This window comes from Anabaena sp. CCY 9613 (assembly GCF_963920895.1).
In the GTDB taxonomy this organism is placed as follows: domain Bacteria; phylum Cyanobacteriota; class Cyanobacteriia; order Cyanobacteriales; family Nostocaceae; genus Cyanocohniella.
In genome coordinates this window covers 94061-110684 of record NZ_CAWUDE010000007.1, presented here as the reverse complement: position 1 = coordinate 110684, position 16624 = coordinate 94061, and the positions used below count along the sequence as shown (strand labels likewise).

General features: G+C 43.2%; 11 protein-coding genes. 9 read left to right on the top strand and 2 right to left on the bottom strand.

Features of this window, described 5'->3' with window-relative positions; genetic code table 11:
- Positions 1–103 precede the first annotated feature (103 nt).
- The 4 genes from ACM0OT_RS10555 to murI all read left to right on the top strand — a co-directional run bounded on the left by ACM0OT_RS10555 (position 104) and on the right by murI (position 7561).
- Positions 104–1597: a cation:proton antiporter gene (locus ACM0OT_RS10555; RefSeq protein ID WP_414564312.1), complete on the top strand. Its 1494-nt coding sequence runs from the start codon at positions 104–106 to the stop codon at positions 1595–1597.
- A gap of 618 nt (positions 1598–2215) precedes the next feature.
- Positions 2216–4108, top strand: coding sequence for an N-acetylmuramoyl-L-alanine amidase (locus ACM0OT_RS10550; protein ID WP_414564311.1), 1893 nt, complete (start codon positions 2216–2218; stop codon positions 4106–4108).
- A 425-nt stretch (positions 4109–4533) separates the two neighbouring features.
- Positions 4534–6465, top strand: a complete 1932-nt coding sequence (locus tag ACM0OT_RS10545) for an N-acetylmuramoyl-L-alanine amidase (RefSeq protein ID WP_414564310.1) — start codon at positions 4534–4536, stop codon at positions 6463–6465.
- 232 nt (positions 6466–6697) lie between these two features.
- On the top strand, positions 6698–7561 hold the full coding sequence (murI, locus tag ACM0OT_RS10540) for a glutamate racemase (RefSeq protein ID WP_414564309.1): 864 nt from the start codon (positions 6698–6700) through the stop codon (positions 7559–7561).
- 138 nt (positions 7562–7699) lie between these two features.
- Here the strand turns inward: murI and ACM0OT_RS10535 are convergent, their stop codons facing one another.
- Complete coding sequence (locus ACM0OT_RS10535; protein ID WP_414564308.1) at positions 7700–7885, bottom strand: hypothetical protein; 186 nt, start codon at positions 7883–7885, stop codon at positions 7700–7702.
- A gap of 1082 nt (positions 7886–8967) precedes the next feature.
- Between ACM0OT_RS10535 and sds the strand changes: the two genes are divergently transcribed.
- Positions 8968–9939: a solanesyl diphosphate synthase gene (gene sds, locus ACM0OT_RS10530; protein WP_414542330.1), complete on the top strand. Its 972-nt coding sequence runs from the start codon at positions 8968–8970 to the stop codon at positions 9937–9939.
- Positions 9940–10075: 136 nt separating this feature from the next.
- Here sds and ACM0OT_RS10525 read toward each other — a convergent pair whose 3' ends face one another.
- Positions 10076–10549: a hypothetical protein gene (locus ACM0OT_RS10525; RefSeq protein ID WP_414564307.1), complete on the bottom strand. Its 474-nt coding sequence runs from the start codon at positions 10547–10549 to the stop codon at positions 10076–10078.
- Between the two features lie 206 nt (positions 10550–10755).
- Between ACM0OT_RS10525 and hetZ the strand changes: the two genes are divergently transcribed.
- The 4 genes from hetZ (at position 10756) to remA (ending at position 16487) form a co-directional block, all read left to right on the top strand.
- Positions 10756–11976, top strand: a complete 1221-nt coding sequence (hetZ, locus tag ACM0OT_RS10520) for a heterocyst differentiation protein HetZ (protein ID WP_414564306.1) — start codon at positions 10756–10758, stop codon at positions 11974–11976.
- Complete coding sequence (locus ACM0OT_RS10515) at positions 11969–12949, top strand: PatU (RefSeq protein ID WP_414564305.1); 981 nt, start codon at positions 11969–11971, stop codon at positions 12947–12949. The genes hetZ and ACM0OT_RS10515 overlap by 8 nt, the downstream gene beginning before the upstream one ends.
- A 393-nt stretch (positions 12950–13342) precedes the next feature.
- On the top strand, positions 13343–15658 hold the full coding sequence (locus ACM0OT_RS10510) for a DUF3488 and DUF4129 domain-containing transglutaminase family protein (RefSeq protein ID WP_414564304.1): 2316 nt from the start codon (positions 13343–13345) through the stop codon (positions 15656–15658).
- Between the two features lie 562 nt (positions 15659–16220).
- The gene (remA, locus tag ACM0OT_RS10505) at positions 16221–16487 is read left to right on the top strand and encodes an extracellular matrix/biofilm regulator RemA (protein WP_280793307.1); all 267 of its coding nucleotides are present in this window, start codon (positions 16221–16223) and stop codon (positions 16485–16487) included.
- Positions 16488–16624: the final 137 nt, after the last annotated feature.

Here is a 16624-nt window from a genome sequence, read left to right as displayed (position 1 = left end):
GGTCAGCAACCTGTATATATTGTAAAGATATGTTGCTTTCCCAAAGGAGTAAAAATAAAGAGAAGCTTTTTCGTAGAACACATTAGGATTTTTGCAGGACATAATGCAGTTTTTAGATGCAACAAACGTATATTTTCCCCTGTTGGCCAGTGCCACAGAAACAGCCGACAGTTCAATGGTAATGGCCGCAGTACTACTGAGTTTAGTGGTCATTTACCTAGCCAGTAAAGTCGGTGGGGAGTTATCAAACCGAGTGGGTTTACCTCCCGTATTAGGCGAACTCTTGGGAGGTGTGGTAGTAGGCATCTCGGTTTTGCATCTATTGGTGTTTCCAGAAGGTGGCACGGATAGTTCCAACTCTTTAATCATGGCCTTTCTGCAAACCACCGCTGGTTTAACGCCTGAAGCCACTCCAGCGGTATTCGAGGCTCAATCAGAGGTGGTTTCTGTTTTAGCGGAATTGGGCGTGATTATTCTGCTATTTGAAATTGGTTTGGAGTCCAACTTAAAAGACCTGATATCTGTGGGTCTCCAAGCCTGTGTTGTGGCAATAGTCGGGGTAGTAGTTCCCTTTACCGCTGGTACCGTGGGACTAATGGCTTTATTTGGTGTGAGTGCAGTGCCGGCAATTTTTGCTGGGGCGGCTTTAACTGCCACAAGTATTGGTATTACATCCAAGGTGCTGTCAGAACTAGGAAAACTCAATTCCAAAGAAGGGCAGATTATTTTAGGTGCTGCTGTAATTGACGACATATTGGGCATCATCGTTTTAGCAGTGGTTGCCAGCCTAGCTAAAGATGGCGTAGTAGATGTCAGCAAAGTCATTTATTTAATTATCAGCGCCAGTGCGTTTCTCATCGGTGCGATTGTCCTAGGCAATGTTTTCAATAAAACATTTGTGGCGATCGCCAATCAACTCAAAACACGCGGTGAACTAGTTATACCAGCATTCATTTTTGCTTTTGTCATGGCTTACCTGGCTTCGATTATCCAGTTAGAAGCTATTTTGGGAGCCTTTGCAGCAGGTTTAGTGCTAGAAGAAACCGATAAACGTAAAGAATTGCAGAAGCAAGTTATACCCATTGCCGATATATTAGTACCGATTTTCTTCGTCACTGTTGGAGCCAAAACAGACTTAGGAGTTTTGAATCCAGCCATCCCCAGCAATCGAGAAGGTCTAATTATGGCAACTTTCCTGATAGTAGTGGCCATTATCGGTAAAGTGATCACAGGTTTCAGCGTGTTTGGTCAACCCCAAATCAATCGTTTAGCAATTGGTGTAGGGATGATTCCTCGGGGTGAAGTCGGGTTAGTGTTTGCTGGTGTTGGTGCCGCCAGTGGCGTTCTCTCTAAATCACTGGGGGCAGCGATTATCATGATGGTCATCCTCACAACCTTTTTAGCTCCGCCACTGTTACGTTTCGTATTTCCAGAATCAGACAATTTGGCAACAGATGCCGACAACAAACTGATTTTAGACAGTGTGACTGGAACACCGTTAATGGTAGACCAACCTCAATCGATAGCATCTGCCGCCAATGATGGTGGGAATCAGGAAGTCCACCCCGATGCTGGGGATAATGTATCCAAAACCTAAGTAAATGTTAGGGGCTAGGGACTAGAGACTAAGGACTAGGGGAGAATACTTTGGTTTAGCACCACCATCTTTCTCCCCATCTCCTCATCCCCCTATCTCCCGCTCTCTTTCCGGGAAACTTCTATGCCTAAGTCTCCGTCCTTGAAGATTGTTAATTTGATAATTGGTCTCCTTACTAGTAACATTCTGTTTGTCTGTGTAAATTTAGATATTTTTCAGCAATTAGAAATTAGTGATTGCAATTTTTACCACATCAGTTAACCACATCAGTTAAAAGTAGTTGGAATTTTTTAATCAACACATTGATTGCCAGCAATTCAACAACTCGGCACCAATCTAAGGCTACGTCAATTATCACTGACTGGGATTGACTTTAATCAGTTAATTCTTCTGTGATATTGTTGTTGCATCCGATGCTTTATAGGTGTGATTCTTATGTCCTGAAGAACCGGCAAAATTAGAAGGCATACTAGTAATTTACGCCATTAATTGTGCTTTTATACCAGCAAACAATTTCCAGAAGTATCAAAGCGAAAGATGAGGTTGTGACAGTGTAACGATTTGCCAATATGTTGAAATATTGATGGCTTCCATGAACGCGAATCAGGAGAAAAGATTGTGAAATTACACTGGTTACTACCCAGTACTGTTGGAACTATCGTTTTACTATCGTCGCCGGCTTTGGCTGCAAAACTGGAATCTTGGCGTTTTGATCCTGTTCAAAATAGTCTAGAAATTAACACTTCCGGTGCTGTGCAACCCAGGGCAGAACTCGTCTTCAATCCGACGCGTCTAGTAATTGATTTGCCCGGTACAACCTTTGGGCGTCCGCAGTCCACGCAACAGTTTGGCGGTGCTATTCGGGCTTTACGTGTGGCACAGTTTGACCCACAAACAACACGCTTAGTCGTTGAACTCACTCCTGGTTATACCTTAGACCCCCAGCAAGTGAAATTTGAAGGCGTGACAGCCAGTCGCTGGAGGGTACAGTTACCAAGACCAACGGCACAGCCAACACAGTCTTCTGACAGAAATATTTACAATATATTGACTGTTGACTCTGATACTAATAACAGGCCAGAGTTTTCTAATCAGGTTGCTAGCGCCACGCCAGGAAAAGTTCAGATAGAAAACCTACAGGTAACAGGGGACGGTTTTTTTGTCCGTACCAAGGGCGATAACGCCCAAGTTAGGGTGAGCCGGAGCCGCGATCGCGATATTATCTTCATGGATATCGCTGATGCGAGTTTATCATCCAGTCTGGCGCAGCGAAATCAAGAAATCAACAGACATGGTGTAAGTCGTGTAGAATTTACTCCACTCACAGGCCAACCACCAGGAGTCCGCATGGCCTTGCGGGTAGATAGAAATAGCCCAGATTGGCGGGTAACCAATAGTAGTTCTGGTGGTTTGGTGGTTCTACCCTCTCGTGTTGTCACATTACCTGGAAATAATAATTCAGGCAACTCACAGAACAATCCACCACCTAATCAGCCAGTACCACCGGTAGCCACTCCCAATCCACCCGTTGTCAATAATTCTCCAGCGACAATTCAGGCTGTGGAGTTGGGTAGTAATGGCACACAATTACTAATTAGATCCGATAAACAAGTCAATGCTACCAGTGGATGGGATACATCCTCCGGATTGTTCCGTATTACTATTCCCAATGCTAAATTAGCTCCCAAGGTTACAGGCCCAAATTTTGCCGCCGGTAGCCCCATCCTCCGGGTACGTCTGCAACCCCAAAACAACACAGTAACTATTTTGGTGCAGCCAGCCACAGGAGTGCAAATTGGGCAGCTAAATCAAGTTAGTAACCAGCTTTTAGCTTTACAATTACAAGGTTCTCGGCAAACTACACCACCTGTAGCATTACCGCCCTTACCACCTGCAAATCAAGGGCAAATACCAGATCCTTCTGCTCCTCCTCGGCCCACACCTCAGCCAACGCCACGCCCAGCACCCAGAAGTAGAGTAGTCGTGATGATTGACCCTGGACATGGTGGTAAAGATCCAGGCGCCATTGGGATTAGCGGACTGCGCGAGAAAGGAGTAGTTTTGTCAGTCAGCAAAAAGGTGGCCGAGATTTTGCAGAAAAATGGCGTCCAAGCAGTCATGACTAGGGATTCAGATTATTTCGTCAGCCTGCCAGGACGCGTAAATTTAGCAGAACGAGCTAACGCTGATTTATTTGTCAGCATCCATGCCAATGCCATTAGTATGAGTCGTCCAGATGTCAATGGTTTGGAAACATATTATTACCAAAGTGGTCAAAGTCTAGCTCAGTCGATTCATCGCAGCATTCTCCAAAATGTAACTGTTAGAGACCGGGGCGTGCGGCGAGCTAGATTTTACGTACTTAGGAAAAGTGCTATGCCCTCTGTATTGGTGGAATTAGGTTTCGTCACCGGTCGGGAGGATGCTGCTAGACTGAAAACCACCGCTCACCAAAATCAAATGGCGGAGGCGATCGCCAAAGGTATTCTCCAGCATATACAACGCAGATAAGCAATTTCACTCACAGGTAGGAGGGTGGCTATTACTAACGTTGCATCACCAATGGATTGATATTAATGCGAATTTTTTGGGTACATTAACTATCAGCAATTAAATAACTCAACACCAAGATCCTGCCTGATTCTAAGTGCCATTAACAGGAAGTAACTGTGTGGTTAATTCTGATGAGCTTCTGTTTGGTGTCATCTGCTGCTTTGCATGTAAATGATACCTTCGCGGGATGGCAAAAGCACAAGTTAATGCTATAATATTACGCCATTAGCGGTGGTTGGAATACCAGCGAAAAAGTCTTTTGCTGCAAGAAAAGCTCTGATCTGTGGAAGCGCGGATCAGAATTTTCTTTGTAAAGCTAAAGTTTAGGCGGCGACGGTGTGAGGATTTGCCAATATAATCAACGCGAATCAGGAGCAAAAATTGTGAAATTACACTGGTTACTACCTAGTACCATTGGCGGTATTGTCTTACTATCATCGCCAGCTTTGGCAGCGAGACTAGAATCGTGGCGTTTTGACATTAATCAAAATCGTCTGGAAATTAACACTGCGGGTGCTGTTCAACCCCAAGCACAATTGGTATTTAACCCCACACGTTTGGTAATTGATTTACCAGGTGTCACCGTTGGCAATTCACCGTCAACGCAGCCAGTCGGTGGGGCAGTTCGGGTTGTGCGGGCGGCGCAGTTTGACCCCCAAACGACACGTATAGTTGTGGAACTGAATCCTGGCTATACTTTAGACCCCCAGCAGGTAAAATTTATAGGTATTACTGCTAGTCGGTGGACAGTACAATTACCGACTCCGGAATTGGAAACAGCAACTCCTAACAACGCAGTTACATCACAGCAAGAAGTCGCCACGCCACCAGATATAGACAGAACGACGGCATCAGCCCTTGCTCCTAGAAATATTTATAGTGTGGTGAGAACAGGCTCTAACACATCAAATAATAAAGAGTCAATTGTCAATCAAGTAGCAGCAGTCACTCAAATTGAGGATTTACGAATCACAGGTGATGGGTTTTTCATCCGCACTAGTGGGGGAAATCCGCAAATTCAGCTGAATCGCAGTCAGGACAAGCGGGAAATTAATATTGATATTGCTGGTGCGTCTTTGTCGCCTAAATTAGGGCAACAAGATTTATCGATTAATCGTTATGGTGTCAGCAATATTCAATTCACTCAACTGTCAGCACAACCATCCACTGTGCGGATGACCTTACAGGTAGATAAAAATAGTCCAGACTGGCGAACCAGCACCAGCAGTATGGGTGGGTTTGTAGTTTTGCCCAGTCGTGGTATTGCCAGATTGCCGGAAACTAATAAATCTAGCCCCAACCCGACACCACCACCTGTTACTACTGTTAGTAACTCTTTAGCTACCATTCAATCTGTAGAATTAGCAGGTAATGGTACGCAACTGTTGATTCGCGGCGACCAAAATTTATCCGCCACTGGTGGATGGGATAGATCCTCAGGTCTGTTTAGGATTAATATTCCTAATGCAAAGTTAGCTACCACTGTCACAGGCCCGGCTTTAGATGCCAATAGTCCTGTCCTCAGGGTACGTTTGCAAACACAAGCACCAAACTCAGTGAATGTTTTGGTTCAACCAGCCACTGGAGTGCAAATTGGCGAAGTTAACCAACTCAGTAGCCAGTTAGTCGTTTTACAATTACAACGCTCCCGTGCAGTTACTTTGCCAGTAAGTTTACCGCCCCTACCGCTACCCAACCGAGACTCATCACCCAATCTGGCTATTGACATTCCCCCACCCACACCTCAACCAGGGGCAAGCCCTACAAATCCCAGAGGCAAATTGAGAGTAGTAGTTGACCCTGGACATGGCGGTAAAGACCCAGGGGCTATTGGTTTGGGTGGATTAAGAGAAAAAGATGTAATATTACCTATTAGTAGACGGATAGCAGAAATTTTAGAACAAAATGGTGTCCAAGCAGTTTTAACACGGGATTCTGATTTTTTTGTCGAACTCCAGGGACGGGTAGATATTGCCGAACGAGTTAATGCGACTTTATTTGTCAGCATTCACGCCAATTCCGTTGGCGATCGCCCGGAGGTGAATGGATTAGAGACATACTATTATGAAAGCGGCAGTCGTTTAGCTCAAGCAGTTCACAATAGCATTCTGCAAAATATTAGTACTATTAAAGACCGAAAAACCCGCCAAGCTAGATTTTATGTTCTCAGAAAAAGCTCTATGCCTGCGATTTTAGTAGAAGTAGGTTATATGACAGGTCGAGAAGATAACCCCCGCTTGGGAACACCAGATTATCAAAATCGCATGGCAGAGGCGATCGCAAATGGTATCCTCAAATATTTACAGCAAAGGTAAAATCCAACTAGGGGCTAGGGACTAGCGGTTAGAGGTTAGAGGCTAGAGAAGATAGAAACATATGGGGTATTTAATCTTCAAGATCTCATTGAAAAATAAAAGGTAAAGCATTGCTTGACTTCAGCATTGAGTAATCAACCCTAGCCCCTAGCCCCTATATAGTAGTCAGTTAGCAAATTCTCTGCTAAATTCTGTATTTTATATCCCAATAACCTAATTCAATAATCTACCTGTGTATTCATCTTCCTTGTTTGAAGGCAACCTTGACGATGTTTCTGCTCAAGAGCCTCAACGCGCCCCAATCGGCGTTTTTGACAGTGGTGTGGGTGGGCTGACGGTACTGCGACAAGTCTATCGGCATCTACCCAATGAGTCTATTATTTACTTTGGCGATACTGCTCGGCTACCTTACGGTATTCGTTCACAAGCAGAAATATTACAGTATGTGCGCGAAATCCTGCACTGGATGCAACAGCAGCGCGTCAAAATGGTGATTATGGCTTGTAATACCAGTTCTGCCCTGGCATTAGAAATAGTCCGTGGAGAATTTGATCTGCCAATTCTCGGAGTAATTCTCCCAGGGGCGAAAGCAGCAGTCCAGCAGGGAAAGCGGATTGGTGTGATTGCTACCCCAGCCACAGCGAAAAGCAATGCCTATCGCCAGGCAATTCTGGAAATTGACCCCAGTGTCCAAGTCTGGCAAGTTAGTTGTCCAGAGTTTGTGCCACTGATTGAGCAAAATCGGATCAATGACCCCTACACTACTGAGGTAGCGCGCTCATATTTAGAGCCTCTCATCCAGCAAAATATTGACACCTTAGTTTACGGCTGTACCCATTATCCCCACTTGGCAGCAGTACTGCGATCGCTTCTGCCTGCTCATGTCAAATTAGTTGACCCAGCCGTTCATGTTGTGGCAGCTTGTACTCAAGAATTAGAACTACTCGGTTTAAGTAATACTCATCCCCCACTACCCACTCGCTTTGCGGTTAGTGGCTGTCCACAACAGTTTGCCCAATCCGGTGTGCAGTTGCTAGGCCATACCCCTATGGTTGAGGTTGTAGATTTTACTGATACAGCCGTTTCCCAATTCTAATCAAGCTTTGTTCAGCTATAGCTATTATGAAAAATAAAAACCCTGATTTCTTAAAGAAACCGGGGTTTTTACACATCACAGAAGATTACCACTCAAAATTCCACAAAATTGGACTGTTGACTGCCGCGCAATGGTAGTCTATTGGCTATTGACTGCCTCACTAACATTACTGACATGAGAGTTTGCTGACACATCTTGCTTGTATTTTCCTGGGTTTATTGTAGACAAATTTCTCGGAGCAGATTTTTGACCAGTTCGCTTTGCTAAAGCTAGTAATAGGTAAACTGTGAACAAATATCCAGCAGCTAAAATAAAAATCAACATAGGCATCTTCCCGTAAATCATTGTTCTACCAGCACCTTTTCTGAAAGGAATATGAAATTTTATAAAATTAGTAAAAATTCAACCGACCAAGAGATACTTGATGGCTGTAGTTTGCTATACTGAAATTTCGCCGTACAGTTATGATTCTCTACGGTTAAATAAATAGTTGTTTAACTAAGTTTTTGCAGACCAAACACCACAACAGCTAAATTGCTAGATAGCAATTTAAACTGCACTCCTCAGCAGTATACTTAGTCTGCATTATTTTGGGTTTACCTCTATGACAAGAGCAGCCTTAGCTACTAAAGTAAGCTAAAGCCTTGCAGTGATAACCATACGGATACCGCGAAGCTCCATCCCAGGAGGCTTTTTTGCCGAATTAAACAACTAAGGAATTATTACCTTAATTTTTAATTCTCGGCGAAGACTTATTTTAGACCCTCAAAACCCTATAAGTAATTTTACCTAAAGGCATCTTACCTGTTGGAGAATGAGTACCTGAAAAATTTAAAATCCCTAGATTTTAGCGTAACACAATGATCCTGAGTTTTCAGCAGACTTTGGAGTCAATTTTGAAATTTTTTTTGGGGCAAAAATCTAGTCTGGGAGAAGCTAATTTTGACTTTAATAGTTAAAAGTATAAATTTTAACTATTATCTAAAAAAATATTTGTAAACTATTGTGTTAAATACAACTTTTAATACTGTTGCCCAAAAATTTATTTTGGCTAAAAACCAGGAATATTTCTTTATTTAGACAAATTTACGAAAAATTTTGATTAATTCTACCAGTATAAAATATTACATAATTTTACATAAATTTTATGACCTTAATTTTTCGTAACACAAATAACACATAAAAAATTTTTCCTTGGCTTGACAAAAGATTTTCATGAGTAAGAGATAAGGCTGTAGAGCTTAACCACAGAGCTTTACGCTTGTGTGGAGACTGAACTATTTATGCAGAATAAATGTAGAATCAGCCAGTATTCTCTAATCAAAACTTTGCGCTGGCACAGGGTTATCTTAAAATGAGTGTAGGATATGTAAACTTTCGTAACCTAAGCCAGAGTCCGCCCATCCATGACCCCAGCCACCTCCCTGTTTACCCCTGTGGAAGCAGACCTGCAACTACTAGCAGAAAACCTCAAGCAGCTAGTTGGAAATCGCCACCCCATCCTCTTTGCAGCAGCCGAACATTTATTCGGAGCTGGGGGCAAGCGTATCAGACCAGCAATTGTGTTGCTGATATCGCGGGCGACAATGTTAGAACAAGACATTACTCCACGTCATCGACGCCTAGCAGAAATTACGGAAATGATTCACACGGCAAGCCTAGTGCATGACGATGTGGTAGATGAATCGCAGATGCGACGTGGTGTACCCACAGTTCATAGTTTGTTCGGGAATCGTATTGCCGTCTTGGCAGGAGATTTTCTCTTTGCCCAATCGTCCTGGTATTTAGCCAATCTGGATAATTTGGCAGTGGTGAAACTACTATCTGAAGTAATTATGGATCTAGCTACTGGGGAGATCCAGCAGGGACTGAATTGCTTTGACAATAGCATCTCCATTGAGACGTACTTAAAAAAGAGCTATTACAAAACAGCTTCATTAATGGCCAATAGTTCCAAAGCTGCTGGGTTACTTAGTGACGTCTCCCCAGAAACCGCTGACCATTTGTACGCCTACGGACGTCATCTAGGTTTAGCATTTCAGATTGTGGATGATATTTTAGATTTCACCAGTACAACAGATACTTTAGGCAAACCAGCAGGATCTGATCTCAAAAGTGGTAATCTGACTGCGCCTGTTTTATTCGCTCTTAAGGAAAAACCATACCTGGAAGTGCTGATTGAAAGGGAATTTACCCAGGAAAGCGATTTAGAGCAAGCGCTAGAGTTGATTCAAAATAGTCAAGGTATACAACAGGCACGGGAACTAGCAGACCACCATGCCAAGCTAGCAGTTGATCATCTGGCTGTGTTACCGCCATCGGCATCACACCAGGCATTGATTCATATAGCTGACTATGTACTGAGCCGACTTTATTAACCAATTTTAGATTTTTCATCATAAATTGGAACTTTTGCAGAAACTTTGCTACTCAAGAAAATTTTTTCTGGCAAAATTCCTCAGACGGAGATGGGATTTTAGATTGTATCTAATAAATCCTATCTCCGTAACTTATTTATGCAATATTTGGGGGTATGTTTTTACCCGATCGCTGTTGTTTTAGCTGTTGTTGCAAGAGATTTTGCAATTCTGAGCGTTTGACTTCCAAGGTATGAGTGGTCTTACCCGGCGTCTCCAAAAAAACGATACTATCTACGGGTTCTAATGCCACCAGTTGGAACAAAATATGGGTGACGGGAACAATTTTCGCTAGCATTTGAGGGTCAAGCCCAGCAGGTGAAATTAGGGAGACATCCTGTATGGTAGGAAAAGCGTAGATAACACGCTTCTCGAATCCTGCATTTGCCCGATTGCTCAATGTAGTTAAAACCCAGTTCTCTTCTGAATTTTGAAGAATATAGTATTGGGAATGACGTAATTTAAGAGCGATCGCGCTTAATACAGGAGCAATTGCTGAGACAAGATGTGGTGTTATGCCATCGCGGGGTGCATTATCAATCAGCAATTGAATTTGTGTTTTTAAATCCATAATGACTTGTAAACGGCATGGTGGGTAATGGCAAAAACATCTATCGACATGTGAACAATCCCATCAGACTTGGGAACAATGAAAGTATTCACATCCTAAATGCTCGATAGTCCTGCGTTTAGCTTATACGCAAATCCACAAAGCCAATACCCACGGTCGTAACAGGTTGTATTTAAGTATTTTAGGGTCTTTTGAAAACCGAGACTATGAATTCAGCCGCAACCGCAACAATTCCAAACACAACATTTCCCACCCCAGCAGTTCAGGGAGACAATTTTATCGGCGTGGAGGGGACATTTCAACTTTTGTTGAAGGAGCTTCAGGAGTCTACCAAAGCTTCCAAACAAAATTGCCACGATGTAGCAACCCGAATTACCACCGAAGTGTACCGGATTTGCAGCGAAAGTAAACGTATCCAAGCTTCCGGTGCTGTAGAAAGCTCTGCCATATCCCTGGCTCGGCATCGGCTGCAACAGTGTCTCAGGTACTATCAGTTAGGTTCCAGTCGAGGTAGGGTAGAGTTACACAGTACTCTCAGTGCCATTATTTATCGTTACATTAATCCTCCCCAACGGCAGTTGAGCTATCAAGGGCGACTGACCATTATTGAAGATTTTCTCCAAGGTTTTTATCTGGAAGCTTTAAATGCTTTCCGACGAGAAAATCAAATGGGTCCCACATATCGTCCCCAAACTCTCCTGGAATTGGCAGAGTATATGGCATTTACAGAGCGCTATGGTAAGCGGCGCATACCCTTACCAGGGCGGCAACAGCAGCTAATTATCCTGCGGGCCCAAACTTTTTCGCAACAGCAACCCCAGGAAACCAGCGTAGATATAGAACAAGCCGCAGAAGGTAGCTCTAACGACAATGACGGTTCTTGGGAAGAGCCAGCAGTACAGCAATTGCGTTCAGCAATGGCTACGCAAGCGGAACCAGAACCAGAAGAAGATACTTTACGTTCCGTTGTGATTACGGAATTAATGGATTACCTGGAACAAAGGCAACAATCTGATTGTGCTGATTACTTTGCTCTTCGTCTCCAGGATTTACCAACACAAGAAATTGAGTCAATTTTAGGTTTAACTCCCCGCCAGAGAGATTACCTACAACAACGATTTAAATATCATCTAATTCGGTTTGCTTTATTGCATCGTTGGGAATTAGTTCACGAGTGGTTGGAAGCCTCACTGCATACTAATTTGGGTTTAACTCCCCAGCAATGGCAAGATTATACAGCCCAATTAGATGATAAACAACGCTCGTTACTAGAATTGAAACAACAAGGGCAACCTGATGAAAAAATTGCCAAAGCTTTGGGTTTATCCACAGCACAACTGCAAAAACGCTGGTTTAAAATTCTGGAACAAGCATGGGAAATTCGTAACTCCCTAGTGTCCGGATCAGGTGCATCTACTCATGAATAGTAACTCAGAATCCTCACAAAACCATTTACTCGATGGGTTGTTGGCAAATAAAGTTAACATCCATGAGCCTAAATGGGTAGATTGTGAGGAAGATGACGGGGTATATGACCCTCTCAAGGAGGTAGCCGCCTTAACAGGCGGTGAGCCAGAATTGGGAGGAATCGCCCAAACCTTTCAATTGGGAGAAATTCCTACTGTGCAAGAACGTTTCCAAGCCGTCCTTAAACGTCGGCTACAAATCCAAGTCGAAGACCACCCTCCTCTATTTCCTTGGGAGTCTCAATTAGTAGAGTACCCAGATTTTGTAGAAGAGCGATCGCTAGCATTAACTCCCAGTTGGGGATGGATGGCACAACAGTCAAAACTGAATCTGCCCATCCCCTTACCGGAGAAAGTTTTCCAAGAACTTTTGGAAAGATGTCAAGGAATGATCACTTCTTCACTACCTCTAGGGGCAAAACTAGTACAGGTGGTGGAGAGCTTTTTCCCCAACGAGTCTCAAACAATCAATGATCTAGCTGGATTGGTGCTGAGAAGCACCTATAGATCTGTGGATACTCTGGAGACCATGCCGCAAATTCAGAGCGATTATTCAGATTTACAGCCGCGTCAACAGATGGCATTGTCACTAATGGCAGCTAAACAACTGCTAGACGATTTGACTTTACCAGTGTCATCCACTAATCCAGTAGTAGAAAGACAATGGCTAACGAACGAAGGAACTCTGACGCTGAGGGTAGAATACCAATCTCAGGGTCAGATGACGCATTTGCGTGTTCAAAGTGAGTTACCCGCTGCGGGAATTTTGCAGCTGCAAGGTGATGGCAACCAAGCAGTAGCAAAATCTTCGACTCCGGGAGCTTTGAGTGTTGAGTTATACTGCAATCAAGTTAACCCGACGTACACTTTGGAAGTTGAGTTTCCAGAGTTGGACGCACAGCCATTGTTATTTGTGATTAACCCCACAATTTAGGACAGCAAGGCGCAACAGGGATACATTCAAAATGTTCAAAATCTCAAAGCAAAAGCTTTTTGACTTTTGAATTGCGTGCAGACCACCGTAAGCATATGAGGTTGATTAACACTGATCAATCCTATGGTGATCGTGGTTTTGAACATGATTTGTTTTTAGCAACAGATCATTAGGGCTTCTACTTTTTAACAAGCGGTCATTAGGGTTTCTACATTAACCGCAATCAAAATGACACATGTATAAGATACCTAAACTCCCAAAGGCTGCCTTCGGGGAGTTCCTGTTTTCTTTAGAGGAACTCGCAAAAACAATATAAATGAGCAAGTAAGGTAGTCAGTTTATATCCCCAACATTGTGTCTATGGCATAACAACATCCCTTTGCTGACATCTCAATGTTTAACTTATCCAGGATCAATCAGGTTTGGCTTCTACCTTTAGGTCGTTACAAGCGGCAAAATGCCCAAGGATCGCCTGCGCTGGAAGTGGAAGATGCAATTTCCTTAAGATTGCTAGTGCTAGCGTTGGTAATCATGGGAATTGTCGCCACGGATATTTCTGCCGCAACTCGGTTTAGTCTGTGGGCGGTGCCGTTAAGTATGGTGGGTGCGGGTTGGAGTTATTATCGTCGCCGTAGTACCAATGTGCCAGTAAAGTTTTGCATCGCCATTGGCATGTTAATTGCTTTGGGTGCTTTCTTTGGGCGATTGCTGGGAGAATTGAATGATACTCGACTGGCCTTGGCGGAGTTATTGATTCAACTGCAAATACTCCATAGCTTTGATATGCCCCGGCGTAAAGATTTGGGCTATTCCATAGTTATCGGACTGATTTTATTGGGTGTAGCCGCAACACTCAGCCAAACTCTGGCTTTTGCACCAGTGCTGCTGTTATTTTTAGCGATCGCCTTGCCGACTTTAGGATTAAACTATCGCTCACAACTCGGTCTAAATCAAGCAGAAATCCCCAGTCTAAAATCAAAAAAACCAAAATTATCTTTTAATTTATCTGTTTATTTTTTACTGTTTACACTAGTTGTCGCCCTAGGGCTGACAATTTTTGCGATTTTACCGCGATTCCCTGGCTATCAGCTGCGGAATTTTCCTGTAAGTGCCCCGATTAATGTCCAGGATAATTTTACAGGTAGGAGCATTATTAATCCTGGTTATGTCCGCCCAGGTAATGCCAATGGTCAAGGTGATAGCAGTGGTGATGGACAAAGCCAAACAGGTCAACCAGGCAGTTTAGATCAAAGCTTTTATTACGGTTTTAATAGCCAAATTAACCAAAACCTGCGGGGAGAAATGACCCCCAAGGTAGTCATGCGGGTACGATCGCAAATCGAAGGATTTTGGCGCGTATTAGCATTTGACCACTACACCGGGAAAGGATGGGAGATTTCTCGCAATGAGGAAGTTAGTACCCATCGGCGATCGCCTTGGTCTTACCAAATTCGTCTGCCTTTACCAATATTTACTGGTCGTACTAGAGAAATCGTCCAAACTTACACGGTGGTGTCAGACTTGCCTAACCTGATACCGGCTATGGCGCATCCCAAGGAAATTTACTTTCCCACGCCAATTATTGCTGTTGATCAAGAAAATGGGTTGCGATCGCCTGTGAGTTTATCTGAAGGACTCACCTATACTGTGATTTCTGAAGTACCTTACCGCGATCGCACTTTATTAGGACAAACTTCTACTAAGTATCCACCGAATATTCAAAAATATTATCTGCAAGTTCCTCCAGAAATTAACGAAAAGGTCCGGCAACGCACTGAAGAAATTATCACTAATTATAATCAAGAACGAATATCACAGTCTTCTAAAATCTTAGATTCAACTTACGAAAAGGCTCTTTATTTAGCTCAGTATCTCAAACAAAACTACTCTATTCCCGAAAATCCCTTAGGACTACCGTTTTTAGGGGAAGACGAAGACCTAGTAGAGGCTTTTTTATTCAAGCATCAAGGCGGCTATCCAGACCATTTCTCTACAGTACTCACGGTGATGCTGCGTTCCATTGGTATCCCAGCGCGGCTAGTTGCAGGGTTTGGTGCAGGAGAGTTTAATCCCTTTACAGGAATGTACGTTGTCCGCAACACAGATGCTTTTGCGATGACAGAAGTGTATTTCCCCAGATATGGCTGGTTCGCCTTTAACCCCATTCCCAATCAGCCTTTGATTCCCCCTTCCATTGAGGATATTCAGACATTTAGTGTGTTGCGGCAGTTTTGGCAATGGGTGGCTGGCTGGTTACCTTCTCCAGTGACAGGATTCCTCAATCATGTATTTGGGATAATATTTAGCTGGTTGACTAGGGCGATCGCTTGGTTCTTGGCTTTATTTTCTCAAGGTTGGCTGGGTATATTGACCGGCCTAATTGTGGCGACAACAACAGCATTTTTGGGTTGGCTAGCTTGGGAACAGTGGCAAGAATGGCTGAAGCGCCGTTGGTTGAAGAAATTGCCACCTATGGAAAATTTATATCAACAAATGCTGGAATGGGCATCAATCAAAGGTCTGGCGAAGCATCCAGCACAAACACCTCTAGAGTATGCCAACGGATCACACCAGCATCATCCCCCAGCAACGGCTGAGGTAATAGATGAAATTTGCCAAGCTTATGTAGGCTGGCGTTATGGTGGTCATACACCTAACTTGAATCAACTGCGAGAAAGATGGCAAATACTGAAGAAGACAGCAAATTAATTTAAATACGGTCAAAACTCTAGGCGTTCATTATGCATTTCACCAGGATTTTCGTTACCGTAGGAACGGTGAGTCAACGCCTGCTAAAAAAGCTTTTGATTCTGAAAATTTAATAATTCATGCATTTCTCTTCTGTTTCTTGATCGTTTCTTGCTTATTCATACAGAACCTCTAGTTATTGTGTGATGCAGTATCAGCAGATCAATCTATATTTTCACCTAAAATTTCAGACAAAGCGGAATAGGTAATATCTAACTCGAAGAAAAAATATTTGCTACTTCTCAGTCTCCAGACTGAGAAAAATTCTGACGACATCCAGTTTTAATCAAGATTTTTACTCAAAGTAACATTACATTCGTTAATTAGATTGTATTTTTACGGTTTCGCATGTGTCTTGGGGAATATTTTCAGTATATTTAGCTATTTATTACCTAAAAAACCCATTTGTCCTTTAAAAACTCAGGTAAGCTTGTCGTAAAGCGTTGTAACTGCGATTTTTTGGGGATAACATGGGAATAAATACCTTACCAGTTTGTCACACCACATTTGGTGTCTGTTTTTTATGGAAATACAATTAATTAATATCGGTTTCGGTAACATTGTGTCTGCTAACCGAGTAGTTGCCATTGTTAGCCCAGAATCTGCTCCCATTAAACGGATCATTACCGATGCACGGGACAGAGGTCAACTCGTGGATGCAACTTACGGTCGTCGGACTAGGGCTGTAATTATCACTGATTCCAGCCACGTGATTTTGTCAGCGATTCAACCGGAAACGGTAGCGAACCGCTTTGTGATTTCTCGCGATCATCATGCTGTAGATAATTGACTTAATGTAGGTCAATAACCCTACCCCTATTTGCACCACATCGGCCGTACCATGTGAATTAGACAAGTTTTCTGTCACTCGTGCTACAAATTTGTTCGTCCAAGATTTCTCTGATAACGAACATAAAGCTAATGATT

What these genes read in the sequence shown, in the direction of transcription:
- ACM0OT_RS10555 (WP_414564312.1), top strand. Translation starts at nt 104, where the DNA reads ATGCAGTTTTTAGATGCAACAAACGTATATTTTCCCCTGTTGGCCAGT.
- ACM0OT_RS10535 (WP_414564308.1), bottom strand. Translation starts at nt 7,885, where the DNA reads ATGTTGATTTTTATTTTAGCTGCTGGATATTTGTTCACAGTTTACCTA.
- sds (WP_414542330.1), top strand. Translation starts at nt 8,968, where the DNA reads ATGACCCCAGCCACCTCCCTGTTTACCCCTGTGGAAGCAGACCTGCAA.
- ACM0OT_RS10525 (WP_414564307.1), bottom strand. Translation starts at nt 10,549, where the DNA reads ATGGATTTAAAAACACAAATTCAATTGCTGATTGATAATGCACCCCGC.
- hetZ (WP_414564306.1), top strand. Translation starts at nt 10,756, where the DNA reads ATGAATTCAGCCGCAACCGCAACAATTCCAAACACAACATTTCCCACC.
- ACM0OT_RS10515 (WP_414564305.1), top strand. Translation starts at nt 11,969, where the DNA reads ATGAATAGTAACTCAGAATCCTCACAAAACCATTTACTCGATGGGTTG.
- ACM0OT_RS10510 (WP_414564304.1), top strand. Translation starts at nt 13,343, where the DNA reads ATGTTTAACTTATCCAGGATCAATCAGGTTTGGCTTCTACCTTTAGGT.
- remA (WP_280793307.1), top strand. Translation starts at nt 16,221, where the DNA reads ATGGAAATACAATTAATTAATATCGGTTTCGGTAACATTGTGTCTGCT.